The sequence below is a fragment of the Burkholderia sp. AU45274 genome (assembly GCF_030482505.1).
Taxonomy (GTDB): Bacteria; Pseudomonadota; Gammaproteobacteria; order Burkholderiales; family Burkholderiaceae; genus Burkholderia.
In genome coordinates this window covers 304,343-330,874 of record NZ_JAUJQE010000003.1, presented here as the reverse complement: position 1 = coordinate 330,874, position 26,532 = coordinate 304,343, and the positions used below count along the sequence as shown (strand labels likewise).

Here is a 26,532-nt window from a genome sequence, read left to right as displayed (position 1 = left end):
GCGGCGCACGACTGCGCGCCGCGGCAACGCACTCACCTCGATCCGGGCGCTCGATCATGTACGGCACCTACCATCTCCCGCTCGTCCTGCTGTCGCTCGCGATCGCGACGCTGGCCTCCTATACGACACTCGACCTGGCCGCCTTCATTTCGCTGCTCGACAACCCGAAGCTCAAGCGTGCGTGGCTGGGCGGCGGCGCGGTGGCCATGGGCACCGGCATCTGGTCGATGCATTTCGTCGGCATGCTCGCGTTTTCGCTGCCGATTCCGCTCGGCTATGCATGGCCGGATACGGGCGCGTCGCTGGCGATTGCCGTGCTCGTGTCGTACTTCGCGCTGACGGTCGTCACGCGCGCACGGCTGGGCTGGCGGCGGCTGCTCGTGGGCGGCGCGCTGATGGGCGCCGGGATTGCCGGCATGCATTACGCGGGGATGGCCGCGATGCGCATGGAACCCGGCATCCGCTACGATGCCGCGCTGTTCGCCGCGTCGATCGGCATCGCGGTGATCGCGTCGACGGCCGCGCTCTGGATCGCGCAGGCGTTGCGCGTGCAGCAGGCGCGTCATGCGACCGCCCAGCGGGTCGGTGCGGCTTTCATCATGGGTGTCGGCATCACCGGCATGCACTACACGGCGATGGCGGCCGCGCATTTCGCGCCGGACGCGCGGTGCGGAGCCGCGAACGGGGTCGATACGCCCTGGCTCGCGACGACGGTCACGCTGTTCACGACGGGAACCCTGGTCGTCACGCTGTTGCTGACCCGATTCGATGCGCGCACAACCTTCCTGCGCGGGATGACCGACACGCTCGAGCGGCTCGTGCGCTTGCGCACCGTCGAACTGGAACGCGCGCTGCATCGCTACGAGCAGACGACGGCGATGCTGCAGCGCACGCGCGAGAACATGGCGACCGAGATCGACGAACGCAAGGCCGCGCAGGCGCGGCTCGAACAGGAGAAGGACGAGCAGCGGCGCCTGCTGCATGTGCTCGAGGAAACCCACGTGCAACTGCTGCAGTCGGAAAAGCTCGCGTCGATCGGTCAGCTCGCGGCCGGTGTCGCGCACGAGATCAACAATCCGATCGGCTTCGTCAGTGCGAACCTCAACACGTTGAAGACATGGGTGCGCAGTCTGCTCGACGTGATCGCCGCGCATGAAGCCGCGCTGCCGCAACTCGACCCGGCCGCGCGCGATGCGCTGGCGGCGACGGGCCGCGCGGCGGACCTGGACTACGTGCGCGGCGAGATCGAGACGCTGATCGACGAATCGATCGACGGCGCGCTGCGCGTGCGGCGCATCGTGCAGGACTTGCGCGATTTCTCGCGCCCGGCCAGCGACGAGTGGAGCGTGGTCGATCTCCGCGCGGGCCTGGAAAGCACGCTCAACGTCGTCCACAACGAACTCAAGTACAAGGCCGACATCGTGCGCGATTACGGTGACGTGCCGCAGGTCGAATGCCTGCCGTCGCAGTTGAACCAGGTGTTCATGAACCTGCTGGTAAACGCGGCGCACGCGATTCCCGAGCGCGGCGTGATCACGATCCGCACATCGAGCGACGGCGAGCAGGTGTCGATCGCGATCAGCGACACCGGGACGGGGATGACGCCCGACGTCGTCCGGCGGATCTTCGATCCGTTCTTCACGACGAAGCCGGTCGGGCAGGGCACGGGGCTGGGCTTGTCGGTATCGCATGGCATCGTCAAGCGCCATCGCGGCACCATCGACGTGACGAGCGAGCCCGGGTGGGGCACGACGTTCTGCGTCCGGATCCCGATCCGGCGCGCCGGCGAGCGCGAGAACACGGCGGAGCTGGCGCACCGGGCGTGATCGCGTGACGGCGCCGCGTGCCGCGGGCCGGCGCGGTTGTCGCACGTCATCGCAGCCGCTTGCGGCGTTGGCGACGAAAGAAATGCCAGAGCATCGCGGTGGCGTCCGGCCCCGTGGCGGAATGAAACGGCTCGCGCGGGTCGCCGCCGCTCCACGCATGCGGCAGCCGGCGGACGATGCAGACCCGGACGACGAGACGCCCGGCCTTGAGATAGTCGACATAGTCGGCATCGTCGCGCGCATAGGTGCGTTGCTCGCCCACCCGCATCGCGCCGTGCTCGTCGACGAGCCGGTTGAGCCGCGCGAACGCGATGCCGAGCTGCGTCGCGTTCCGGTCGGTCACGACCGTATCGAGTGCGCCGTGCATGACGAGGGCCGGCATGCCGGGATAGGACGCGACGTCGGCGCACGCATCGACCGCGCGTATCGGGTCGTCGCGCAGGCCCCGACGCATCAGGTTCATCGCCGCCAACGTCGACGACGGCGGGGCGATGGCCGGGCCGGAGTGCAGGCCGACGGCCGCGAAGCGGTCGGGATACCGGATGGCCAGTGCGGCGGCGAGCCCGGCTCCGGCGGACATGCCGGCCAGGTAGATCCGGTCGCGGTCGAAGCCGTGCTGTCGCACGATGGCGTCGACCAGCGACGTGACGGCCGCGGCTTCCGACTCCGTCGCGTCGCCATGCCAGTGCCAGCAGCGATGCGCATGCGCGGTCTTGGCCTGTTCGGGGAACAGCACGGCGAACCCCGAGCGCTCGGCGAGACGGCACATGCGCGTGCCCGCGGCAAACGATTCGGCACTCTGCTTGCAGCCGTGCAGCATGACGACGACCGGCATGCCGGCTGTCGTCGCCGGTGCGGCGGGGAGATACAACGCGTAGGCAAGATGGTTCACGTAGCGGCCGGCACTCGGGCCGGCGGAATGAAACGAGCGGAGCCAGGTGCCGGGCGCCTTGTCCGCCGGGGCGCGGGCCGGATGCACGGTGCCGGTGCGTCCAGCGGGAGGCACGGTGGCGGCTGGCCGGGCGACCGGCTTGACCGCTCGCTTGGCGGCCGGTCGCGGCTTGCTCGTGCGCTTCGTCGGGCGCGCGCCGGCGGCGACGGAGAGCAGTTCGAGGGGCCGCAACCAGAGGCTGGTTTTTTTCCTGGGCATGTGCAGTTTCGTGCCGGCGGCCGACCGTGGCAGGAAGACGCGGCCGACTCCGCCGTCGCGTTGACAATCGAAAGGGGGCGCGGAGCAAGGATCGTGCTGCCGGCCGCGTGCACATCGAAACCGGTCGGCCGGTCGAATGCAACGGAACGCGGGATCCTGCGTCATCGCGGCGATTCGAGTCGGCCATCGGCGATGCTAACCGTCCGATGTGACGCGCCGGCGAATCGAAGTGTGCTTCGACCCTGTCGCGCGCGAGGCTAGCGCCGATCCAGCAGTGTATCGCTCAATACACTGAACGCCGCGCCCGGCAGCTCGTGCAGATGCTCGACCACGCTACTGACCGGATAGAAGGTTTCCACCGCATCGTCGAGTATCCCGACACCGATCAGCTCGACGCGCCGCTCGCGCAGCGCGTCGACGCGGGCACGCAGGTCGGTGCGCAGGATCGCCGGGTTGCCGTCGCCGGTGGCCGGATAGCCGTCCGACAGCACCATCAGGATTCGCCGCCGCGCCCGCTTCGCCAGCAGCCGCTCGGCGGCCCAGCTCAACGCCTCGCCGTCGGGATTCTCGTGGCCGCATTCGATGCACGCGAGGCCGCTCGGGTTGTCGGAATCGAACCGCTTGTAGACGCGCAGGTCGAGCCGTTCGACGAACCGGTTATAGCCGAAGGTGTCGCGGCCGGCGTCGATCCAGCGCTGGTAGTGCGCGCGCATCGCCGCGTCTTCGACGGAGCTGTAGCCGAGCACTTCGCACGCGAAGCCGAGCTGCGTCAGCGCATCGCACAGCGCTGACGCGCACAGCCTGGCGAGTTCGATCTTCCTGCCGGCCATCGACCCGCTGCAATCGATCAGCAGGCTGACGGCCGCGTCGCGCCCGGGTGCGGCGCGCCGGATGCGGAATGGCGTGCGATAGCCGGGCGACGTGACGAGGCGGGCGAGCGACATCCGGTCGAGCTCGCCGCGTTCCTGTTCGCGTTTCCAGCGCGTCTGCTCGTCCACTTTCAACGCCCGTTCGAGTCGTAGCTTGAGCGGCTCGGTCTGCGCGCGGGCCGCGCTTCGCAGGCGGTGCCAGCGCGCCGGTTCGCCGTTGCCGGTGAAGTCCGTCACCGTGTCGAACGCGGTGGTCAGCGGGACCGACAGCAGCGGCCGGCTGTCCGCGGACAGGCGGATCGTGCCGGGCATCGCATCGGCCGGCGTCGGTGCTTCGGTGGACGATGCCGTGTCGGCGATCGCACCGGCGCCCGATTCGGCGGAAACGGGCGCGCGTGAGTCGTCCGGCGCGCGCTGTCCGTCCGATTCGAATTCGGCGGCGATGCTGTCGCTGTCGATCGTGCTGCCCGTATCGGCCGTGAACATCATGTTGTTCGCACCGGCCGACGCCAGCGCGCGCACGCGTTCGACGATCCGGCGTGCGGCGCGGATGCTGTCGGCGGTCGACGTGGCTGCACGCGCTGCGTCGACGAGATCGCCCGATGCAGCCATCGTCGCGTCGAGCGACGGCATGCGCTCGATGGAAGGCGGCGGTTCGTCCCATAGCGCCCGTTCGATGCGCCACACCAGCCTGTCGCGCCATGCCATGCGAGGCCACCGATGGCGCACGTCGGCGGCCGTCGCCGCGCGCATCCGCCGCAGGAACGTCATCGCACCGGGATAGATCGCAGCGAGGCAGCCGGCCGCGCGCCGGTCGTCGATCGCCTGCGCAATGGCCTGCACCGCGGGCGACGACAGTGCGGCAATGTCATCGATTGCACCGAAGCGGATGCGCGCTGCATGGAGGTCGACGAGGCCGGTGATCGCATCGTCGTCGACGTCGACATCGGCGTCGCCGGCGAGCAGCGTGTCGGGCAGCACCAGCAAGTCGTGCCGCGCGACCGGCCCGTGGCGTGCAAACCGCACCTCGATGCCGTGCCGTTGCGTGAGCGTGCGGGCCAGCCGGGTCAGGTGGAGCGACCGCGCGTCGTCGTCCCGGTCCATCGCGTCAGGCCTCGACGTCGATGTAGTGGCGGATGATGCTGCGGATCAGGTCGGCGTCTTCCGCGCCGACCTTCGCATAGATCGTCGGGCCGGCGGCCGATTCGGGATCGCCGGTGCGCAGCATCAGCTCGGCCCAGTCGATCAGGCGTCGCGTCGAGAACGCGCTGGCCAGATCCTCGCGGACGAACGCGGCGCGGCAGTCGGCCGCGATGGCCGCGAGCGTGTCGGCCATCGCCGCGGTCATGGCCGGGCCGAACGTGCGCTGCAGCACGCGCGCCTCATCGGGCGGCGGCAGGTAGTCGAGGCGGTAGACGCGCCAGCGGTCGAGAAACGCCTCGTTCATCACGTTGGCGCCCTGGTATAGATGGCGGAACTGGCCCATCGCGCCCACCGCGTTGGCCGTCGCGAACAGCCGGAACGACGGATGCGGGACGACGATCTCGTTGCCTTTCTCCTTCAGCAACAAGCGGCCGGCCGGTTCGAGCACGGCGGTCAGCACCGCGAGGATCGCCGGCTCCGCGAAGTCGATCTCGTCGACGATGAGCCACAGCCCTTCACGCATCGCGGTCGGCAGCACGCCGTCGACCCAGATCGTCTCGCCGCCCTTGACGGTCCAGAACCCGACGAAGTCGCCGACCGTCGTCTGCCCGTTCATGTTCGAGCGCAGTACGCCATGGCCGGCCAGCGCGGCGGCCTGCTCGATGAGGCTCGTCTTGCCCGTGCCGGTGTGGCCGATCAGCAGGATGCGCCGGTTCTCGACGATGTCTTCCAGCACGTTCGTCACGCGCGCGGTGAACAGGTAGGCCAGGTTCACCGGCGGCACGAGCGGCCCGCCCGGGCCGCGCGGCATCGGCACGCCGCCCACCTGCGCGACGTGCGCTGCGTCGCCGGCTGCCGCCGGTCGCGCCGCGTGCGCGCTTCGCAGCGCCTGCATGAACGCGCCGCGATGAGTGGGCGCCACGCGATCGCCGGCTTCACGCCGGACGAAGCCCTCCTGGATCCACTTGTGCAGCTTCGCATCGAGGTTGTCCGCATCGACGACCGTATCGACCGAGGTGCTGCCGTCAGGGCGGTGATGCTGGATGCGGTACATGTGCGCGCGTTCGGAGCGGCTGACGATCCATTGCCCGGCGGACGGGTCCGCCAGTTGACGATAGACGCCGAGTACCGACGGGGCGGAGGAGGTGGAATCAGCGGGTGCGTTCATGGTGGCGAGCGAGAGTGGGCGGCTGGCGCTTCATGCCTGCGATGCATCGCGTCGATTGTATATTTTTGCCGTGAACGCCGACATTCGCGCGGGAAGCGATTCGCTGCGATCCGGGGCGGAGCAGGCGGCGGGGCGTTGCGCCGGATCGGCGGAGCGTCGTGGGCAATGCGCTGCAGCACGATCTTTCGGCTTCCTTGCTACGCCTCGAACCACGTTGCCGTGTTGATCCGCCGGCAGCGTGGCGGCTCGTTGGCCCGGGTTTTTCACGAAGACAACCCGTCATGTCGAATCGCGGGCCGTCACACCTTGATCAATCGGGTGGAATGTCAGTACCGTAGCAGGCTTGATCGCCGGGCTTCCATCGCGTGTCCCTGGGCAGCCCGGCTTGACATCCCATTGCGCGCCGGTCGATGACGCAGGCGAAGGAGTGTTGAACGTGACGGTGACAGGCGTGGACAAGGTGAGAATCCGTCGTGCCAGCGCACGCGATGCCCCGGCCGTGCTGGCGATCTTCGACGACGTGATTGCGTGGTTCGTCGCCATCGGCAACGACGGGCAATGGGGCCGCGAGCCCTGGTCGACGCAACCCCGGCGGATCGCGCTCGTGACCGACGCCTGCGCGCTGCCCGACGCGTGGGTCGCAGAGGATCAGGACGGCCGCGTCCTCGGCGCATTGATCCTCGGCGAGTCCATGCCCTACGTGCCGCCCGCGACCGAGCCGGAAATCTACGTGCGCGTGCTGGTGGCGTCGCGCGATGCGCGGGCGCGGGGTGTCGGCCGGCGCCTGATGGCCTTCGCGGACGAGCGCGCCCGGGCGGCCGGGGTGGCGCGCTTGCGGGTGGACTGCTACGGCGGCGGGACCGGCGCGCTGGTGCGTTTCTACGAGTCGTGCGGCTATGAGCGAATTTCACCCTTCGACGTGGAAGGGTGGCCGGGGCAGTTGCTGGGGCGTCGTTTGTGACGGTGCCTGACCGAAGCCACGCGGCACGACAGCGTTCGGCCGAGCCCGGGAGGGCGTGCAGTTGGCCGTTTCAAGGCGAGCCGGAAACGGCGTGCTGCCCGACGGGATTTCCGTGGGCCGACGAACCGGGATGCGCGGGCGCGCCGTCCACACCGTGCGCGACCGGCAGCGCCACCCGCACATAGAGAAACGCACGCCGCTCGCGATCGGGCAGCACCTGCGGTCCGTAACTGATCGTGACCGTGCCGTCGTGAATCTCGCCCGCCTGCGCGAAACGCCACGCGCCGGGATCGCTGTCGAGCAGGAATTCGGCGTGCGCATACGCCTGCGGTTCAAACCGCTCGGGAATCTCCACCGGGCGTCCGTCGAGCTTGTCGAGCAATGCTTCGACCACGTTGAAGCCATAGCCGTCGCGCACGATGTCGCAGATGAAGCTGCCCGCGATGCGCGGATTCAGTTCGATCACGTGCGGCACGCCGTCGTGCACGATGCAGTCCAGGTGTACGGGACCCCAGGTCAGCCCGGCGGCGGCCGTGGCGCGCGTCCCGACGTCGATCAGTGCGCGCAGCGTGCCCGCGTCGAGGTCGAGTTCGGACGTATAGCCGCGCTCGAGAAAGCCCGCCCCGTGCCGTTTCAGCTTGCGCAGCGCGCCGACGTACCGGCCGTCGAAATACTCGACGCAGTATTCGCTGCCGCTCAGAAATTCCTCGATCACGACGCGCTCGGTCGCGAGCGCTTGAGCGTCGGCTTGCCCGGCAGCGAGGGCGTCGAGCTGCGCACGGACCTCGGCGATGTCCTTGCAGCGCCGCACGCCGTCGCTCGCCGAGCCTTCCGACGGCTTGACGACGACCGGGAAACGCAGCGGGTCTGCCGCGGCCGCGAGCGCCGCCGGCGCGGCCAGCGTGCCCGTGACGAATTGCGCGGCCGGGATGCCGTGCGCGGCGAGCAGCGCCTTCTGGTTCGACTTCGACACCGCGTGCGCGACGTGGCGCGCATCGGGGCCGGGCAGGCCGAGCGCGTCGGCGACCCACGCGGCGGTGCGCGCGTAGGTGTCGTGCGCGGTCGTCACGCGCAGCGTGTCGATCTCGTCCGGATAGCGCGTGCGCAGCCAGCCGGCGAGCTGGCCGGCATCGGGTTCGAGGTTGATCGTCTCGACGCCCGCCGGAAAGACGCCGTCGAGACGGTGCGCGGGGGCGGTGATCACGGTCACGGCCGCTTGCCGCGCAAGCGCGCCACGCACGAGCGCGAGGCTGCTGCCGGTGGCGCGGGCGCCGATCACGATGAGTCGCTTCATGCTGGATCCTTGATCGAGGGCGGAAGAGGGGAACGGCATCGCGTGCCGGCTAGCGTGCGCGGCGGCGCAGGCGCTGTGCTTCGAGGCGCGGCAGCAGATGCTGGACGACGCGCGGCAGCGTGTAGATCGGCAGCTGCGCGCAGGTGAACACGAGCGCCATGGTGGGCGTCGCGGCGAGCCCGAGCGCGGCCCACATCAGGCCGACGTTGCGATTGGCGACGATCAGCGCGACATTGAGCCGCGTGCGGACGTCGCCGGGCGTGAGCCCGTACGCGATCACCTGGAAGCCCGCGTTGACGGCGAACGCGAGGGCGATCGCGGTCAGCGCGCGGTGCGGCGCGTCGATGATCGATTGCTGCATGCCGGCCATCGTGCCGAGCGCGAACACCAGCAGCGCAACGACGACGGTTGCATCGATCGGTGTCGCATAGCGGTCGAGCCGGGCGCCGGCGAAGCGCCGCACGAGCAGCGCAACGCCCTCGGCGCTGCCGATCAGCAGCGCGAGCCGTAACGCGAGATTCAGCGGCGAGATCGACACGGCCGCATCGTGGCTGAACCAGGCCGTCAGCAGCGGCGCGGTGAGCGGGACGAACACCATCGATGCGAGGGTCGCGACGAGCGCGACGCTCGCGTCGAGCGACAGCATCCGCGCGATCGTCGACGTGCCGCTCGACGGCGGCGCGCAGTACGCGATCACCAGCGCGACGACCCAGTCGTACGGCATGCCGACGAGCCGCGCGGCGATGCCGAGCGCGACCGGGCACGCGATCATCGTCGCGGCGGGCAGCAGCAGCGACACGGCCGGCCGCCGCGCGACCGCGCGCACCGCGCTGGGCTCGACGCGCAGCAGCGTGCCGAGCACGAACAGGAACACGGTGACGGGCATCAGCGGCCGCGCGAGAGCCGCGAGCGGCGGCACCAGCAGCCCGAGGCCGACGCCGCACGCGAGCACGGTCGGGCCGCGCCGCACCAGCGCGGCGATCAGCGTGCGCACGGGCGAGCCTCGGGACGACGGCGGACGGTCGCGCGACCAGGGCAGGCGGAGAAGGGCATGCGGATTCCTCGGGAGCGGGCCGTCGGGCACCGGGTATCCGCAAGGCTAATCCGGATTTTTTGCGAAGTAAAATGATATAACTGCGATCAGTAACAAGAGAAAGTGATATGAACATCCCTCTGCTCGAAACCTTCCGGGCCGTCGTTCAGGAAGGCAGCGCGCTGCGCGCGGCCGAACGGCTCGGCTGCACGCAGTCGAACGTCACCGCGCGGCTGCGCCTGCTCGAAGCGTCGCTCGACGCGCCGCTGTTCGACCGGCACGGCAAGCGGCTGGTGCTGAACGACGCCGGGCGTCGGCTGATTCCGTATTGCGATCGCATCCTGCGCCTCGTCGACGAAGCGACGCAGGTGGTGCGCGAGGCACCGGTCGCGCGCAGCTTCCGGCTCGGCTCGATGGAAAGCACGGCGGCCACGCGGCTGCCGGCGCTCGCCGCTGCATTGAAGGCGCGCGACCCGGCGCTCGGCCTTGCGGTGCAGATCGGCAGCGAACCGGATCTGGCCGATGCACTGCTGCGCGGCCGGATCGACGCCGCGCTCACCGCGCGCGCGGTCGTGCGCCCCGGGTTGCGCTACGACCCGGCGTTCGCCGAAGAGATGGTGCTGGTGAGCGCGACCACGGCCACGCGGCGGCAGGTGCTGGCCGACAACCCGGTGCGGCTGCTCGCGTTTCACGACGGCTGCCCGTATCGCGCGGTCGCGGAGCACTGGCTGAAGGCGCGCGGCATCGCGATCGAGTCGGTGGCGTCGTTCGGCACGTTCGGCGCGATCCTCGGCTGCGTGGCGGCCGGCATGGGCGTCGCGATCCTGCCGAAGCGGATCACGACCGAGCACGTGGCGCGCAAGGAACTGCGGGCGCATTCGTTCGACGATCTCGACAGTGTGACGACCTATCTCGTCACGTCCGACGAAGCGCCTGAGCTGCCCGAGCTCGATACATTGCGTGCGGTGCTGGGGCGGCAGGCGGGGGCGCTGCTCGGGCGCTAGCAGGGCGCACCTCGGCGCGCCGCACCGCGCCGCACGCGCTACGCCGGCGCAACCGCCCGTTCATCCGCGAAGAATTCAGCCTCGATCTCGCGAATCCGCCGGCAGTCCTCCAGCAGCCGCTCGAACGTCGGGCTGTACAGGCCGACGGTGCCGAGCGCCGTCTGCAGGTCGGTGGTCACGCGCAGCGTGTCGCCCACCCTCGCCCATTGCTTGAGCCCGACGAACGACGGCAGCGCCTGGATCGCCTGCCACGTGAAGTCCTGCCGCAGCACGCCGTTGCGCGACGACAGCAGCAGCACGTGCCCGCAGTAACCCCGAAAATCCGTCGGTGCGGCGACGTCACCGAACAGCCGCTCCGGATGCAGCACCGCTTCCACGGCAGCCGACACATGATTCTCGCCGCTGACCGCACTCGTCAGCCGCGGATCGAGGCTGCCGTGCAGTCGCGCGTTCAGCTCGACGATCGTCGGGCCGTCGGCCGTATCGAACAGTTCGAGATGGGTCGGCCCGAAGCGCACGTCCAGCGCATCGAGCACCGCGGCCGCGTAGTCGAGCAGCGGCGCGTAGCGCGGATCGGCGTGATTCAGCACCAGCATCTTGTCGAGCCGCGGCGCATGCGTGCGGTCGCGGTGCACTTCCCACAGGCTGACCACCCGGTGGCAGCCTTCGAACGACACCGAATCGACGATGTATTCCTGCCCCTCCGAATAGCTCTGGATCACGATGTCGTCGTTCGGCTGGTTGTACAGCGAACGGGTGGCCAGCACGTCGCGCGCGGCGGCCTCGACCTGGTCGAGCGTCCGGCAGATCTTCACGCCGGTCACGCCCGCGCTGCGCGCCGGCTTCACCACGAGCGGCAGCTTGCCGTACGCGCGTGCCCATTCGAGTGCGGCGTCGACCGACGTGCTGTGGAAATGGGCCGGGGCACGCAGGCCGGCCTGGCGAATCCGCTCGTTCATCGCGTACTTGTCGCGCCGCGCGGCCGACGTCGCGAGCGGATTGCGCGTCGGCACGTCGAGCCGTTCGGCGAGCGTGTCGGCCAGCTCCAGCGCCGCGTCGAGGCCGTGCAGCACCGCGCCGATCCGCAGGTCGCTCAACTGCGCGAGCGTCGCGTCGATATCGCCGTGATGCTGGACCTGGCGGATATAGTCGGACGGGACGAACTGGTTCCGGTAGATTTCCGGCAGGTCGGGGTCGCTGATCACGTGCGCGCAACGGATGCCGTAGGCGCGGAACGCGGGCGCAAGATAGGCGGCTGTCGACGCGCCGTCGACGATCAGGACGGTATCGATGAAGCGGTGCGGCATGGATTCCTCGCTGGGCTGTGGGATCGGTTGAAGGGGGCTTGGGCTCAGGCCCGCGGGCCGCTATCGGGCGCATTGCTGGGCGCATCGCCGGGCCAGCGCGCGGCCAGCACGATGCAGAGGGCGACGAGCACGGCCGCGACCGCGAACCCGCGTGCCGCGCCGGCCACGATCGCCGCGCCCTGGCCCGCGACCAGTGCGCCGAGCGCCGCGACGCCGACGGCTGCGCCCACCTGGCGCGCGGTATTGAGGATCGCCGACGCGGTGGCCGCGCGGCCGGCCTCGACGCTGCCGAGCATCGTCGAGGTCAGCGCGGGAATCGCGATCCCGCCGCCGATCGCCATCGCCGCGAGCCCGGGCGCCAGCAGCGCATACGGCGTGTGCGCGCCGAGCGTCTGCCACAGCCACACGTAGCCCGCGAGCGACACGGCGAGGCCGACGATGACGGTCGCGCGGAAGCCATGGCGGACGGCGAGACGCGCGCTCGCGATGTTGGCGAGCATGATGATCGTGAGCGGCGCGAGCGCGAGCCCCGACTCGGTCGCGGTGAAGCCGCGCGCGTTCTGGAAATAGAGGCTCAGCGAGAAGATCAGCCCGTAGAACGCGGCATTCGTGACCGCGCCGATCGCGAGCACGCCCGGCACGCGCGCGATCCGGAAGAATGCGAGCTGCAGCATCGGCGCGGCCACGCGCCGCTCGATCGCGACGAACAGCGCGCCGAGCACGACCGACGCGGCCAGCGCACCGGCCGCATACGGATCGCCCACCCCCTGCGCGCCGGCCCGGATGATCCCGCCCGTCAGCAGCGCGAGCACGAGCACCGCGACGATCTGGCCGGCCGGATCGAACAGCCGCGTGCGCGCGGCGGCCGAATCGCGCACGTGGCGCAGCGTGAGCCACAGGCCGGCCGCACAGATCGGCAGATTGATGAAGAAGATCGCACGCCAGCCGAGCGAATCGATCAGCAGGCCGCCGAGCGTCGGCCCGGCCGCGCTGATCGCGCCGCCCGTCGCGCTCCACCACGCGACGGCCCGCACACGGGCGGCGGCATCGTTGGCGCACGCGTGCGTGATGAGCGCGAGCGACGTGGGCAGGATCATCGCGGCGCCCACGCCCTGCGCGACGCGCGCGACGATCAGCGCGACCAGCGACGGCGCGAGCGCGCAGCCGAGCGATGCCAGCAGGAACAGCGCAAGGCCGTACGCGAACAGCCGGCGGCTGCCGAAGCGGTCGGCCAGCGTGCCGGACGTCAGCAGCAGCGCGGCGAACGATAGCGTGTACGCATCGACGATCCACTGCAGCCCGTGGACGCTCGATCCGAATGAATGGCCGAGGCTCGGAATCGCGACGTTGACCACGGTCACGTCGAGCTGGACGATCGCGAAGCCAAGGCTCGCGGCCGCGACGGTCGGGAAGATCGCACGCAGCGACGTGCGGTGCGGCGGCACGCCGGCGGCTAGCGTGCGCTCGAGTGCCGGCGCGCGATCGCTCATCGTGTCCTCCGCACCGCGTGGCGGGTGGGGCGGCATGCAGCCAACGGCGCGTCGTTTCCGGGCGTACTGCGCAGCAGATGGAATCGGTTCATCTAACGGGTTTCCGTGGGGCGGAGGAAGGGCGCCGGCTGCCGATCGACGGCCGGCGCATCGTCGAATCCGACAGAAAACTAGCATCGACCCGTTAGCGAATACAAATAATAACCAGCGATTTTTTAACAACCATTCGTGTTAAGCGACGGCACGAACGACGCGGCCCGCCGCTCGCCGCGTTGCTGAACATATATCGAAATTTTTTGTTTGCAATCGAATTAATATCATTTCGCAATGCAATGACGGTCTCCTAGTCTTGTCGAGCGCCGGGCCCCGAGGACGGCCACGCGCGGCGGTAGAGCCATACCGCTTATCGACCTCCGATCTTTATACGAGAGACCTATGACCTATCTCGCAGATGCACGCATCGTTTTGACGGCAGCGGAATCGAGTCACATCCGGACGACGCTCGGCGCACTGGCCTATGATCCGGCCGGCGGTGCGGGCTACATCAGCGCGGTGCGCAAGCTTGCCTACACCGCGTTTCCCGACCGGGTCGTCGACGCGTTCGATCGCGCGAAGGCGCCGACCGCCGATGCGCACGGCTTGATCGAGATCGACAACCTGCCGATCGACGACGACGTGAAGGGCAGCCCGCGGTTCGAGGAAACCGGCCGCTCATTCAAGGCCGGCGTGTTGAGCGAGAACGTGCTGGTCGCGTTGAGCACGCTGGCCGGCGAGCCGTATTCGATTGCGCACGAAGGCCGCGAGCTCGTGAACAACCTCACGCCGCACAAGGCGACCGCGCGCGACTATACGGGCCTGGGCTCCGAGGTCGAACTCGATTTCCATATCGAGAACGCCGCGCAGGCGCACATGCCGGAAGGCGATACGTCGCCGTTCGCGTTGCTGCTGCTCGGCGTGCGCAGCGAGGCCGGCGGCGGCCCGTACACGCGGCTCGCCGATGCGCGTCGTGCGCTGCAGCTGCTGTCGCCGGACGATATCGCGCAACTCTACGGCGAGCACTACATCATCCGCGTGCCGTACCGGTGGCGCGGGGCCGCGCCGACGCCGCGCGACAACACCGACCTGAGCGCGGTGCTGTCGGGGCCGCTCGATGCGCCGCGCGTGACGGTCGCGTTCTATCCGGACATGGTGCTGGCGGTCAACACGCGCGCGCAGGAGGCGCTGGCCAACCTGTATCGCGCGGTGCGCGAGGTGTCGTTCGGCGTGCAGGTTCAACCGGGCAAGCTGGTGCTGATCAACAACCATTTCACGCTGCATTCGCGCGACAGTTTCGATCCGCAATACGACGAGAACGACCGGGCATTCCGCTGGGTGCAGCGCGTGTTCGTCGCGCGCAGCCTGTGGAACTTCCGTGCGTTCACGCCGCTGCAGGCGCGCGTGTTCGATCCGAAGGCGCTGTATGCGGGCGAGTCGCAAGCAACCCGCCCGTCGCCGGTCGCCCAGCCGGTGACGCGACGCGCGGCCGCGGCCGAACTCGAAGCGACGCCCGCCTGAGCGGGCCGGGAGCGCCAGGCGGCGACGGGCGGTGAACATCGTTCGGCCCGCCCGCGTTCCGCACACGCGTCATCAAAAAAACAAAGGAATCCGGAAGACATGAAAAGAACAGCATTTCCCGTTGCGCGCGTCGTTCGCGTGCTGGCCGCCGTCCTGATCGGCGGCAGCGTGGCCGCGCAGGCCGCGACGTTCGACCTGAGCCCAGAGCAGCCCGGCCGGCAGCGCGGCACCGTGAACCCGGCGGTCGAGCAGGCATTGCCGGCCGGCTTCCGGTTTGCCGAGGCGAACACGCTGACGATCGGCATCGCGCCGAACCTGCCGCCGCTCAGCACCTATGCGACCGATGCGCGAACGGTGGTCGGCTTCGATCCCGATCTCGCGCAGCTCGTCGCGGACAGCATCGGCCGCAAGCTGAAGCTCGTGCCGCTTTCGTGGGCCGACTGGCCGCTCGCGCTGCAGTCCGGCAAGGTCGACGCGGTGATCTCGAACGTGACGGTGACCGAACAGCGCAAGGAGAAATTCGACTTCTCGACCTACCGGAAGGATCAGCTCGGCTTCTACGTGAAGAACGGCAGCCGGATCGCCGCGATCCGCGAGCCGAAAGATGTTGCCGGGCTGCGCGTCGTGACCGATTCGGGCACGAACCAGGAAAAGATCCTGCTCGAGTGGAACCGGCAGAACGTCGCGCGCGGCCTCGCGCCGGTCGAGATCCAGTATTACGCGGATGCGGCCGAGCGCTGGGTCGCGCTGCAGTCGGGGCGCGTCGACACGATCTTCAGCGTGAATTCGATGCTCGCGTACCAGGCGTCGCTGCGCGGCGATGCGAAGCTGATCGGCACGGTGAGCGGCGGCTGGCCGCGCACCGCGGACATCGCGATCACGACGCGCAAGGGCAGCGGCCTCGCCGATCCGCTGACGGTCGCGATCAATGCGCTGATCGCGAACGGCAGCTACCGGAAGGTGCTCGGCCGCTGGAGCCTCGACGCCGAAGCGATCGAGCGGTCGCAGACCAATCCGCCGGGGCTGCCGCGTACCTGAACCGCCCGTGTGCCGATTGCTGCAGCGCTCACGTGATCGGCCACTGCAGGATCACGATCCCGTCGTTGTAGTCGGCATCGGCGCCGTCCTCGGCACCCAGCCAGCCGAGCCAGACGGAGTCGCCCGCGGACAGCGGCGCGAGGCGCGCATCGGTCGCGGATGGCCTGCCGTTGGCCGACGCGTCGATCCGGATCTTGCCGCCGTTCGAGTTCAGCGTGAACATCCTGACGCCGTCCTCGCTGTTGCCGACGAACGATGCGGCCGGTTCCGGCACATCGTCGATGAAAAGTTTCAGGTCCTGCCGGTCGGCGGCATTCGCGTAGAAGATCGCCTTGAATGCCGTATTCGGCGGCAGCGTGAAGTGGCCATTGCGATCCGACGACGGCTTGAAACCGGGCTGCTTCGTGTCCGGCTGGCTTCCGGCGATCTCGATCGACGTTTCCCAGCGGAAATAGCCCGATACGGTGCCGTCGCGGTCGTATACGCCGAAATCGGCCGTACACGTGGTGGCGCCCGCGGCCAGCACGTCGCTGCGCCAGTAGTGGTCCTTCATCGGATGGCACGGCGGATGCAGCAGGTCGTCGGCATTCGGCACGGGCGTGGCCGCGTCGCGCACTTCGGGTTCGATCGGCGCGACGATGCCCGCATCCTTCAACGTGAACCGGACGAACAGCACGCTTACCTCGGCGCGCAAGGCCAGCGCGGTTTCGCGCAGGCGCAGCTGGTCGCCCGGCGACAGGCCGGTAAAGAGGCGGCTATCGTTGTGGCCGAGCGGCGCGGCGTCGCCGGGGCTCACCACATAGAGATGCCGGCCGTCGATCACGGTCGGCGCGGCTGGATCCCGGCTTGCCTCCGGGTAGGCCGACAGCAACGTGACGGCGTCGACGATCACCAGCGCATCGCAACGAAGACCAGACATGAGCGCTTCCTCCGCAACAAGTGGATGATGCGGGCAACCGCCGCGCGGCCGCCCGCCTGCCGCGATCAGTTATGGATCGAGATGAACGGATCCCAGGAGAAGCAGCCCTGGCTCTGGCAGTTGCGATCGATGATCTGGAACTGGAAGTGGTACGTCACGCGGCCGACTTTCAGGCACTCCGACGACCAGTAGTAGTTCGCGACCTTCTGGCAGGTCGGCACCTCGGGCTTGCTGGTGTTCGGCACCGGGATGGACGCTTCCGCGACGCGCGGCGTCGGCGTCGAGATCAGTTCGTTGCCGACGTTGCCGACGAACTTGTAGAACACGACCTGGTTCTCGAAGCCCAGCGACAGGCTCGTTTCACGCCAGCGGATCAGGTCGCCGACCTGCGCCTTCAGGTCGAGTTCGCCGCCTGCCTGCCCGGAGATGACGTTGTCCTGGTTGGTCACCATATAGACATAGCGCCAATCGATCAGCGTCGGTGCGGCCGGGTTCTTGCTGGGATTCGGATATTTTTTGAGAATGGTTTCGGTATCGAAAGAGACGAGCACATCAGTGACGCGTGACATAGAAGCTCCCGTTTGAATGAATGGGACTTATTGTTGCGCGAATTTCTTCGTGCGGCCGCCATCGCCTTGTCCTGCAAGGCTTCGTGCCGGTCAAGGCACGTGCAGGCGAGATGGCGAATGCAGATTATCCCGTTCGGTTAATTCCGGAAGCTGTAAAGGTAAACAGGGCATTAATATTATTTCGGACGGTAATTTTAAAATCGGCTTCAATCGGCTCGACGCGTTACATAAATATAACGACATTGAACCTGTTAATCGAATGGCCGATGATGTCCGACAGCGGCGGGCGGGGAAGGATCGCTTACCGATAGGTCCACAGCCGGTGCAGCGCGAACGTGGTCGGCGGAACCAGCAGCGCGATCGCGACGATGCTTATCGCGCGGGAAGCTTCGAGCGCTTCGGCCGCACGCGCGAGCAGCATCGTTTCGACGAAGCCGGCCAGCGTGACCGCGAGAAAGCGCACCGCGTTGCGCGTGCCCACCGTCGACGAGAAGCTCCACAGCGTATTCGCGAGATACGAGAAGGCCGTCGCGCAGAGGAAGGCGATCGCGTTCGCCGTCACCAGCGTCGCGTCGAACCGCGCGAACAGCGCCGCGGCCACCAGCGTGTGGATCGCGGTCGAGCCGAGCCCGGACACGCCGAAGCGCACGAGCCGCGTGCGCTCGGCATGGAGCAGGGCGATCATGGCCGTTGGCGCGCGTCAGCGTGCGCCGATCCGCGCACGGGTCGGCTGCACGCGCCGGCGCGCGATCTGGCGGCGCGCATCGCGCGCGACCGGGAGTTCGATCACCTTGCCGTGCGCCTGGTAGCGGCGGCGGATCAGGTAGACGGGCCGCTGCTTCGACTCGTCGTAGATCCGCCCGACGTATTCGCCGACGACACCGATCCCGATGAGCTCGATCCCGCCGATGAACAGCGTGACCGAGATCAGCGATGCGTAGCCGAGCACCGGATTGCCGAACAGCAGCGTGCGGAAGATGATGAACGCGCCGTACAGGAACGCGAGCGTGGCGATGCCGACGCCGATATAGGTCCAGCTGCGCAGCGGCACGGTGCTGAAGCTGGTGATGCCTTCCAGCGCGAAATTCCACAGTTTCCAGCCGGAGAACTTCGAGTGCCCGGCGCTGCGCGCGTCGCGCTGGTATTCGACGATCACGGTGCGGTAGCCGACCCACGCGAACAGCCCCTTCATGAAGCGATGCCGCTCGGGCAGGTTGCGCAGCGCGTTCACGACCTTGCGGTCCATCAGCCGGAAATCGCCGACGTTCTCCGGCAGTTTCACGTCCGACAGCAGGTTGTGCACGCGATAGTAGATCGCGGCCGCCGTGCGTTTCGCGAACGAGTCGCACGCGCGGTTGCTGCGCTTCGCCGCGACGACTTCCGCGCCGTCGCGCCAGTGCTCGATCATCACGGGGATCAGGCTCGGCGGATCCTGCAGGTCGGCGTCGAGCGGGATCACCGCGTCGCCGAGCGCTTCGTCGAGGCCGGCCGTGAGCGCCGCTTCCTTGCCGAAGTTGCGGGTGAGGTCGATCACGCGCACGCGCCGCTCGGCGGTGCTGATCCGGATCAGCCGGTCGAGCGTGTCGTCGCGGCTGCCGTCGTTCACGCAGACGATCTCGAAACGGATCGCGGCGATGGACGTCATCAGCGGAATCACGACGTCGAAGAAGTGCTCAACGGCCTCGCCTTCGTTATAGAACGGCACGACCAGCGAGATGAGCGGTGTATAGAGTGGTTCCCGCATGATGATTCCCCTTGTGACGTCGTTTCACCGTTGCGCGCCGATGGTCGGTCGGCCGGTGCGGCGCATTCCGTACGCCGGGCGGTGGTGCGTTCGGGCCTGATGCGAGAACGCGGTTTCGGTCGAGTTGTCGCGTGTGTCCGGCATCAACGGCACGTCGTGTCGTTCCCGGGCGATCCGGCTGACGAGCAGCCCGAGCGACGCCAGCGTGACGAGCGGCATGAACTGGAACGACAGATGCGGCACGACCGCGAGACCGGCGAGCGGCATCAGCCACAGCAGCAGCAGCCATTCGCGATCGAAGCGGCGCCAGCCGTGCGTCCACGCATAGCGCGCGTACCACGCGATCACGATGCCGTACCCGGTCAGGTCGTAGTCGTACAGATAGGGGCTGACGAGCAGGCAGGCGCAGGCGAGGGTCGCGGCGCGCAGCGCGTACGAGCAGGCGCCGCGCCATGCATAGATGACGGCGATCGACGCGATCGCGGCCGACAGCAGTTGGAGGCCGTCCGCGACGACGGCAGGCCAGCCTGCCATCATCGCGAGCGCGAACACCGACGGCATGCGCACGAACTTGGCCTGGCCGGCACCGACGATCGCGTAGACGTTGTCGATCACATGCGCGAACGTGAGCCACGGGCCGAACCCGAACGCGAGGGTCGAGAGCGCGACGCTGCACGCGATCGTCGCGGCCCACGCGGCCAGCGCGCGCCATTGACCCGCGCACAGTAGCGCGAGCGGGAACAGCACCGCGAGCTGCGGCTTCATCGTCAGCAAACCGAAGCAGATTCCGGCGTACACCGGGCGGCGGTTCAGCGCAAGCAGGCCGGCGCCGGCGAGCAACGCGGTGAAGAGGCTGGTCTGCCCGGCGATCACCGTGAGGAACGCGCCGGGGAACGCGAGCGCGCACAGCCACGCGGCATCGCGCTGCACGATCGCGCGGATCGTTGCCGCGAACAGCCCATACGTGAGCCCGAGCCACAGCACGCGCGCCAGCGTGTACGGCAGCCAGCCGAGCGGCAGCACGAGCAGCAGCATGGACGGCGGATAGAGCCACGGCAGCGTGCCTTCCGCGAGATTCAGCGCCGGAATCGCGAGCTTCTGGACCGCGAGCAGCGCGGGGAAATGCCATGCATCGGCCGCGTGCCCGTGCGCGGCGAGCCACGCCGCGCTCCAGATCGGCGAGAAATCCGGCGACAGCGGTTCCGGTGCGCCGTGGTGCGACAGGACCACGCGGAGCGAATAGATGCCGATGAACAGCAGTTCCGCCATCAGCACGGCGGCCGCATAAAGGCGCACGCGTTCGCGATTGAGCCAGTGCGGATAGCGGCGCGGGCCCGCGATCGGGAGTTCCGGATGCACGTCGGTGGCGGCATGCGCGTGGCGGGCGAACGAAGGCGCTTTCATGGCGTGGTCCGTGACGCGAGGGCCGCGCGGCGCACGACGACGAGCAGCACCGCGAGCAGCACGACCGGCCCGATCTGGGGCAGCTTCGTCAACCGGTTGAACATCTCGAAGACCGGCAGCAGCCACGCGAGCACGAGGATGCCCTGGTCGCCGGGCAGCCAGCCTTCGTCGAGGCCGTGCGCGATCAGGCAGAAGATCGCGATGCCGAGCCACGTCAGTTCGTAATGCCACAGATAGGGCGTCGTCAGCAGCGTGGCGACCGCCAGCACCGCGCCGCGCAGGCGCATGTCGGGCGTACGGCGCCATACATCGACAGCCGCGGCGATCGCGATCAGTGCGACCGCCGCTTGCGCGGCCAGCGCGGCGGCCACCGGCGCACCCGCGAGCCGCAACGCGGCGAACGGCGTCGGCGACGCGAACCAGTACGACGCGAGCATGAAATGCATGTCGCGTACCGTCGACATGGCCTGGCTCAAACCGTGCAGCGCGCCGGGGCCGGTCAGTGCAATCCCGGCCGCCGCGAACAGCGTCGCGCTCAGCGCGGCCGCCGCGAACGTGCGCCATGCCCGCGCCGCGATCAGCACGAACGGAAACACGACGGCGAGTTGCGGCTTGATCGCAAGCAATCCGATCACCACGCCGGCCACGACCGGGCGCTTGCCCAGCAGATGCAGCGCGAGCGCGGCGAGGCCGGCGGTCAGGACGCTGTTCTGGCCGAACAGCGCGGACAGGCACACCCCCGAATACGCGACCACGACGAGCGTGGCGGCGCGCGGGTGGGGAAGATGCGCGCGCAATCCCGACAACCGCGAGACTGCGAACGCGTAGCATAAAAGACTGCCCGCCAAAAAGAGGAAATACGCGGGCAGGAAAGGCACAAGGGCAAGCGGCGCGATGAACAGCAGCATCGTCGGCGGATAGAGCCAGGGAAGCGGCTGGTGCTGCAGAGACGCACCGAAGTGCGCGAACTCGGCCTGCTTGAATGAGGAAATGTCGTAGACCGATGCGGCGTGGCCTTGCAACACGAGATGCGATGCGGTCCAGAAGACCGAGAAGTCGGTGCCGGGGCGGACCGTGGTGGTCGACGTGAAGCCGTCGGTCACGATCCCCCACACGATCAGCAATGCGGTGAAGAGCATCAGCATGATGCAGCTGTACGGAATGATCCGGTCGGCTGTCAGCCATTGGATGCGGCGTATTGCACGCCCGCGGATTTCACGGTTGGCTGTGTACATGATTCCCCGTCTGTCGTGAAGGCTGCGTGGTCTTTCACAGCCGTTTTCATGTTGTCGTGCCCGCGGATCGAATCGCGCTGAAATCGCGTTGTCCGGTGAATTCATTGTTGAAGAAAAAATCGCACGATGCAAACCGCGCACGGACGGCGGGTATTTAAATTGTTCAGCGATACGTGTGAAAACCGCGTTTTCACGTATGAGAAAACGGCGCGACCGGATTTCATGTATCTGGCTTGAAACATTCCGGGTTTTTTACCGGGTTTGCGTGCCGTCGATACCGCGGCGCCCGAGCGGCCGGATGCGTTCGGGAAAGTCCCGAGAAAAAAATTGAGACCCTTGTTGCAGCGCGGCGACCGGCGTTCAGGCGTGCAACGCGTGCGCGGGCGGATCGATCAATTTTGAAACATTTCGCGCATCGAGCCCCGAGCCGGGATGGACGGGCATCGCCGGAACGCTTGATACGCCTGGATTTCGTTCGGGGTGGCCTGCTCTTTGCGTAAGCGTTGGCACGGCAGTCGACGAGGTGAAGACCGGGCGGTTCCGGCAAAGGACAGACGGAATCCGCTGCGGAATCACCTGCGGAAAGGAGGGCCGGAGCGCGACGGGGAACACGCAGCTCCAGGTCGATCAACCGAGCAAGACTTCGTCGAATGACCCATGAGACCCGGTAGCGTCAGGGCAATAAGAAATCGGCATGGCAGCATTGGGGAATAAAAATGAAAGACCACAGCATATTGCGGATCGCAAACCGCATTAAAGACACATTGCGGATTTTCCGGGAGTTTGTCTCCCGTTCAACAGGATTCCACGCGTCGAACGGCAGTCGTGCCGTTCGGGTCGATCGGATCGTCCGGTTCATCCGGCCGGTCGCACCGTACACGCCTCTCTCGCTCACGGCCTCATTGATACCCGTTCGCACGGACAGGGGTGTCTATCCCCGCTCCCGCAGCTGAGCGACGCATTCCGATTTTTCGAGTAGTGCCGGTGGTGCCCACCCCCGACGTCCCGACGGACGAAGGGTATTTCATAGCAGTCCGAAAGGAGAATGCTCATGTCAAGAATCATCGAGAAGATCGCCTGGCTCGTCGAGGATCAGGGCGGCGTGACGGCCATTGAATACGGCCTGATCGCCGCGCTGATCGCGATCGGTATCGTCGCCGCGTTGACGACGGTCGGTACGGATCTGAAGACCGTCTTCAGCACGGTCGCCGACGATCTGGATTCGATCGTTGCTGCGATTTGATGGACGGTGCGGCGAACGGCTCGTCCGATTCGTTCGTTGGCACCACACGGCATTAACACCATGCCTCGACGTATCGATGCCGGATCAATCGATCCTGCCGGCACGCGAGGGATCTGAAAGTGACTACGCAAGGAGATCATCATGTCCAAGTTCATTCAACAAGCCAGCCGTTTCCTCCGCGACGAAGACGGTGTGACCGCCATCGAATACGGCCTGATCGCCGCACTGATCGCCATCGGCATCATCGCCGCGCTGTCGACGGTCGGCAAGGACCTCAAGACCGTGTTCACCACGATCGCGGACGACCTCGATTCGGCGGTCGCAGCCATCTGATGGATCGTGCCGCGGACGGCTCGGCCGGTGCAGCGCTCGAGCCGTCCCCGGTCATCTGATCGACCCGGAACCGGAGACCATCATGCAAGCCACGATGCGCGTCGTACGTCGCTGGATCAGCGACGAGCAGGGTGTGACGTCGACCGAATATGCATTGCTCGGCGCGATGTTCGCCGTTGCGGTGCTGGGCAGCGTCGTCACGCTGAAAGGCTCGCTTGCCGATACGTACGAGGTGATCGCGACGGCCGTGACGGCCGCCGTGGCCACCGCGCTGGCAATGGTTTCCTGATCCGCCGATTCCACCGATTCGACCGCGAGGTTCGCCATGCTCCCTGTTGCGCCGCCTTATCCGGTTCCGTTGTGCGTGACGCTGCTTGCTGTCGCCGCGGCCAGCACGGACATCGCGACCCGTCGCATTCCGAACCGTCTCGTCCTGCTCGGCCTGGCCGGCGCGCTGGTTGCCCAGTGCCTGTTGCACGGTGTCGTGGCAGGTGCGCTCGGATGGCTCGCCGGCGCCGCGACCGGCTTCGGCATGCTGCTGCCGTTCTACCTGTTGCGCGGCATGGCGGCCGGCGACGTGAAGCTGATGCTCGCCATCGGCGCCTGGGTCGGCGCGGAAATGACGTTTTACATCGTGCTGGCCACCTTCCTGGCCGGCGGGATCGGCGCCGTCGCCTTCGCGCTGTTGCGCGGGCGGATGCGCCAGATGTGGGCGAACGTGCGCGTATTGATCGCGCGGCGCTTGCAAGGCGCGAGCGCCGAGACCGCCGGCGGCCCCGTCGAAATCGCATCGGTCGGCACGCTGCCGTACGGCGTGGCGATCGCGGCCGGCACGCTGGGCATGCTGTTCGTGTCGTGCGCATAGCGCGACGCATCCGCAACGAGGACGCAACGATCATGAACACGAATCACACCGAACCGAGACGCGACGCACAGGTGGCACGCCTGCCAGATCCGTTGCCGTCGCGGGAAGCGCATACGAAGCTGGGCGCGCAGTTGCCGGCGGCGCCGCGCTCGCTCGAGGAAACCGGGTTGAGCATGACGTTCGTTGCCGGCCTCGTGCTGAAGTCGACACTGATGCTCGGCCGCCCGTCATACGGCGACCTGGTCGAACGGCACTGCCTGTCGCTCGCGGTGCTCGACGACGTCTTCGCATTCCTGGTGCGCGAGCACCTCGTCGAGCTCACGCACCGTGGTGCGACCGATCTCGACGTGACGTTCCGCCTGACCGACGCGGGCCGCGTGCTCGCGCTGGAGGAACGCTCGCGCAGCAGCTACAGCGGTCCCGCACCGGTGACGCTCGATGCCTATATCGAATGCCTGAACGCGCATTCGGTGCGCAAGCTGCGCATCAGCCAGAACGAAGTGTGGGCGGCGTTCGAAGGCATCGTGATCGACACGTCGCTGCTCGATGCGGCGGCGGCCGCGCTGAACGCCGGCCGTCCGCTGCTGATCTACGGCCCGGCCGGCAGCGGCAAGACCTTCCTCGCCGAGCGGCTCGGCTCGTTGATGCGCGGCCGCGTGCCGGTGCCGCACGCGATCTGCGCGGCCGGCGAAGTGATCCAGATCTACGACCCGCTCGTGCACGTCGACGCGGGCACGCCGTCCGGCGGCCTGTCGGTCGATCGCCGCTGGCGCCTGTGTCAACGGCCGGTCGTGATGTCGGGCGGCGAACTGACGCTCGACGAGCTCGACCTGCGCCGCGACGAGGCCGCCGGCTTCTACCAGGCGCCGCCGCACATGAAGGCGAACCTGGGCATGTACGTCGTCGACGATCTCGGCCGCCAGCGCGTCGAGCCGCGCGACCTGCTCAATCGCTGGCTGCGTCCGCTCGATCGCGGCGTCGATTTCCTGACGCTCGAATCCGGCAACCGCTTCGTGATGCCGTTCGACGTCTGGCCGGTGTTCTCGAGCAACCTGTCGCCGGAGCAGCTGGGCGACGACGCATTCCTGCGCCGCCTCGGCTCGAAGCTGCACGTCGGCGCGATGTCGATCGACGACTACCGCCAGGTGTACAACGCGGCCTGCGCATCGCTCGGACTCGTATCGGCGAGCGATGCATTCGACTACCTGCTGCATCGGCTGCACCTGCCGACCGGCAAGGCGTTTCTCGCCTGTTTCCCGGCGGACCTGCTGCGTCTCGTGGCCGCCGGCGCGCGTTACCGCGGCGATCCGCCCGAGGTGACGCACGACGCGCTGTACGACGCATGGGCGAGCTATTTCGGCACGGTGCCTGAACGGGACGGCAGCCATCCGCCGCCCGTCGAGCGCGGCGGGCGCACCTACATCACCGGTTGAGCCGTTTCTTTCACGATTCGTCGAGGAGCATTGCCATGAAAAACAGTCGAGCGGTCATGATGCTGGTCGTCGCGATGGTCGCGGGTCTTGCCGCGGTCGTATTCGCGTCCCACTGGCTGGTGCAGACATCCACGAGCTCGGTCACGCCGGTCGCGGTGGCCAACACCGATCTGAACCTGGGCGAACCGCTCGGGCCGAACCAGATCCACATGGTCAGCTGGCCCTCGGGCAGCGTGCCCAACGGCGCGTTCACCGATACGAAGGGGCTCGAAGGGCGCGTCGTGCGCACCAGCCTCGCACGCGGCGAGCCGGTGATCGAGTCGAAGCTCGCGCCGGTCGGCACGAAGGGCGGGCTGTCCGCGGTGATCGCCGACGGCAGCCGCGCGATCACGGTGCGCGTGAACGACGTGGTCGGTGTCGCGGGCTTCGCGCTGCCGGGCAACTACGTCGACGTGATCGTCAACACGCAGGAACAACAGGGCAAGACCGACGGGCAGAGCATCTCGAAGATCGTGCTCGAGCACATCCTCGTGCTCGCCGTCGCGCAGCAGGTCAGCCGCGACGACACGGCGCCGAAGGTCGTCAACGCGGTGACGCTGGAAGTCACGCCCGACCAGGCCGAACGGCTCGACCTCGCGCGCAGCGTCGGCACGCTGTCGCTCGTGCTGCGCAACCAGGTCGACCAGAAGACGCTGAACACCGACGGGGCGACCAAGCTGACGCTGCTCGGCAAGGAGCCCGCACCCGAAGCGCCGCCGGCACCGGCCCGTGTGAAGACGGTGCGCGTGCACGTCGCATCGCACGCGGCGCCGGAAGTGCGGCGCGACTGCGTCGGCGTGCTGACGGGCGTGAAGGGCAGCGTCGAGTGTTTCTGAATCAGTTCATCGAAGTCACATAAACGGCCGCCGGCAATGCGCGGCGGCCCTGGAAGTCGATAACCGGCACGGCGC

General features: G+C 68.0%; 24 protein-coding genes. 11 read left to right on the top strand and 13 right to left on the bottom strand.

Going from position 1 to position 26,532, the window contains the following annotated elements:
* Positions 1-56: 56 nt before the first annotated feature.
* Positions 57-1,826 (top strand): histidine kinase, encoded by a 1,770-nt coding sequence (locus QZM35_RS14295; RefSeq protein WP_301776193.1) that lies wholly within the window; start codon positions 57-59, stop codon positions 1,824-1,826.
* A gap of 46 nt (positions 1,827-1,872) precedes the next feature.
* Here QZM35_RS14295 and QZM35_RS14290 read toward each other — a convergent pair whose 3' ends face one another.
* From QZM35_RS14290 to QZM35_RS14280, 3 genes are all read right to left on the bottom strand, one after another.
* Positions 1,873-2,976 (bottom strand): alpha/beta fold hydrolase, encoded by a 1,104-nt coding sequence (locus QZM35_RS14290; RefSeq protein ID WP_301776192.1) that lies wholly within the window; start codon positions 2,974-2,976, stop codon positions 1,873-1,875.
* 257 nt (positions 2,977-3,233) lie between these two features.
* On the bottom strand, positions 3,234-4,949 hold the full coding sequence (locus QZM35_RS14285) for a cobalamin biosynthesis protein CobT (RefSeq protein ID WP_301776191.1): 1,716 nt from the start codon (positions 4,947-4,949) through the stop codon (positions 3,234-3,236).
* Between the two features lie 4 nt (positions 4,950-4,953).
* Positions 4,954-6,156 carry an AAA family ATPase gene (locus tag QZM35_RS14280; protein ID WP_089433747.1) on the bottom strand — a complete coding sequence of 401 codons (1,203 nt, stop codon included), beginning with the start codon at positions 6,154-6,156 and terminating at the stop codon, positions 4,954-4,956.
* Positions 6,157-6,592: 436 nt separating this feature from the next.
* Here QZM35_RS14280 and QZM35_RS14275 point away from each other — a divergent pair, with 436 nt between their 5' ends.
* On the top strand, positions 6,593-7,117 hold the full coding sequence (locus QZM35_RS14275) for a GNAT family N-acetyltransferase (protein ID WP_089434021.1): 525 nt from the start codon (positions 6,593-6,595) through the stop codon (positions 7,115-7,117).
* A gap of 70 nt (positions 7,118-7,187) precedes the next feature.
* Here the strand turns inward: QZM35_RS14275 and QZM35_RS14270 are convergent, their stop codons facing one another.
* Positions 7,188-8,411, bottom strand: coding sequence for an acetyl-CoA carboxylase biotin carboxylase subunit family protein (locus QZM35_RS14270; protein ID WP_301776190.1), 1,224 nt, complete (start codon positions 8,409-8,411; stop codon positions 7,188-7,190).
* A 49-nt stretch (positions 8,412-8,460) separates the two neighbouring features.
* Entirely contained in the window at positions 8,461-9,405 is a 945-nt protein-coding gene (locus QZM35_RS14265) for a hypothetical protein (protein WP_301776189.1), read from the bottom strand.
* 167 nt (positions 9,406-9,572) lie between these two features.
* Here QZM35_RS14265 and QZM35_RS14260 point away from each other — a divergent pair, with 167 nt between their 5' ends.
* On the top strand, positions 9,573-10,448 hold the full coding sequence (locus QZM35_RS14260; protein WP_089429740.1) for a LysR family transcriptional regulator: 876 nt from the start codon (positions 9,573-9,575) through the stop codon (positions 10,446-10,448).
* 38 nt (positions 10,449-10,486) lie between these two features.
* Here QZM35_RS14260 and QZM35_RS14255 read toward each other — a convergent pair whose 3' ends face one another.
* Positions 10,487-11,755: an ATP-grasp domain-containing protein gene (locus tag QZM35_RS14255; RefSeq protein WP_301776188.1), complete on the bottom strand. Its 1,269-nt coding sequence runs from the start codon at positions 11,753-11,755 to the stop codon at positions 10,487-10,489.
* 44 nt (positions 11,756-11,799) lie between these two features.
* Entirely contained in the window at positions 11,800-13,245 is a 1,446-nt protein-coding gene (locus QZM35_RS14250) for an MFS transporter (protein WP_301776187.1), read from the bottom strand.
* A 435-nt stretch (positions 13,246-13,680) separates the two neighbouring features.
* Between QZM35_RS14250 and QZM35_RS14245 the strand changes: the two genes are divergently transcribed.
* Together QZM35_RS14245 and QZM35_RS14240 are read left to right on the top strand one after the other, a co-directional pair.
* Positions 13,681-14,799 carry a TauD/TfdA family dioxygenase gene (locus tag QZM35_RS14245; RefSeq protein WP_301776186.1) on the top strand — a complete coding sequence of 373 codons (1,119 nt, stop codon included), beginning with the start codon at positions 13,681-13,683 and terminating at the stop codon, positions 14,797-14,799.
* A 99-nt stretch (positions 14,800-14,898) separates the two neighbouring features.
* Positions 14,899-15,837, top strand: a complete 939-nt coding sequence (locus QZM35_RS14240; protein ID WP_089433741.1) for an ABC transporter substrate-binding protein — start codon at positions 14,899-14,901, stop codon at positions 15,835-15,837.
* Between the two features lie 28 nt (positions 15,838-15,865).
* Here QZM35_RS14240 and QZM35_RS14235 read toward each other — a convergent pair whose 3' ends face one another.
* The 6 genes from QZM35_RS14235 to QZM35_RS14210 all read right to left on the bottom strand — a co-directional run bounded on the left by QZM35_RS14235 (position 15,866) and on the right by QZM35_RS14210 (position 21,708).
* Positions 15,866-16,756 (bottom strand): AidA/PixA family protein, encoded by an 891-nt coding sequence (locus tag QZM35_RS14235; protein ID WP_301776185.1) that lies wholly within the window; start codon positions 16,754-16,756, stop codon positions 15,866-15,868.
* Positions 16,757-16,821: 65 nt separating this feature from the next.
* Positions 16,822-17,325, bottom strand: coding sequence for an inclusion body family protein (locus QZM35_RS14230; protein ID WP_011349899.1), 504 nt, complete (start codon positions 17,323-17,325; stop codon positions 16,822-16,824).
* 301 nt (positions 17,326-17,626) lie between these two features.
* Complete coding sequence (locus QZM35_RS14225; RefSeq protein ID WP_301776184.1) at positions 17,627-18,010, bottom strand: GtrA family protein; 384 nt, start codon at positions 18,008-18,010, stop codon at positions 17,627-17,629.
* A gap of 15 nt (positions 18,011-18,025) precedes the next feature.
* Entirely contained in the window at positions 18,026-19,069 is a 1,044-nt protein-coding gene (locus tag QZM35_RS14220; RefSeq protein ID WP_301776183.1) for a glycosyltransferase family 2 protein, read from the bottom strand.
* Positions 19,070-19,093: 24 nt separating this feature from the next.
* The gene (locus QZM35_RS14215; protein ID WP_301776182.1) at positions 19,094-20,473 is read right to left on the bottom strand and encodes a glycosyltransferase family 87 protein; all 1,380 of its coding nucleotides are present in this window, start codon (positions 20,471-20,473) and stop codon (positions 19,094-19,096) included.
* Entirely contained in the window at positions 20,470-21,708 is a 1,239-nt protein-coding gene (locus QZM35_RS14210) for a glycosyltransferase family 87 protein (protein WP_301776326.1), read from the bottom strand. The genes QZM35_RS14215 and QZM35_RS14210 overlap by 4 nt, the downstream gene beginning before the upstream one ends.
* Positions 21,709-22,759: 1,051 nt before the next feature.
* Here QZM35_RS14210 and QZM35_RS14205 point away from each other — a divergent pair.
* The 6 genes from QZM35_RS14205 (at position 22,760) to cpaB (ending at position 26,457) form a co-directional block, all read left to right on the top strand.
* Positions 22,760-22,951, top strand: a complete 192-nt coding sequence (locus QZM35_RS14205; RefSeq protein WP_039355485.1) for a Flp family type IVb pilin — start codon at positions 22,760-22,762, stop codon at positions 22,949-22,951.
* A gap of 141 nt (positions 22,952-23,092) precedes the next feature.
* Positions 23,093-23,284: a Flp family type IVb pilin gene (locus tag QZM35_RS14200; RefSeq protein ID WP_089429730.1), complete on the top strand. Its 192-nt coding sequence runs from the start codon at positions 23,093-23,095 to the stop codon at positions 23,282-23,284.
* An 82-nt stretch (positions 23,285-23,366) separates the two neighbouring features.
* A complete protein-coding gene (locus QZM35_RS14195) occupies positions 23,367-23,573 on the top strand; it encodes a Flp family type IVb pilin (RefSeq protein ID WP_089429729.1) in 207 nt (68 codons plus the stop codon).
* A gap of 36 nt (positions 23,574-23,609) precedes the next feature.
* Complete coding sequence (locus QZM35_RS14190) at positions 23,610-24,149, top strand: prepilin peptidase (protein WP_301776181.1); 540 nt, start codon at positions 23,610-23,612, stop codon at positions 24,147-24,149.
* Between the two features lie 32 nt (positions 24,150-24,181).
* Positions 24,182-25,582, top strand: coding sequence for an ATP-binding protein (locus QZM35_RS14185; protein WP_174970573.1), 1,401 nt, complete (start codon positions 24,182-24,184; stop codon positions 25,580-25,582).
* Between the two features lie 35 nt (positions 25,583-25,617).
* Positions 25,618-26,457, top strand: a complete 840-nt coding sequence (gene cpaB / locus QZM35_RS14180) for a Flp pilus assembly protein CpaB (RefSeq protein ID WP_089429726.1) — start codon at positions 25,618-25,620, stop codon at positions 26,455-26,457.
* Positions 26,458-26,532: the final 75 nt, after the last annotated feature.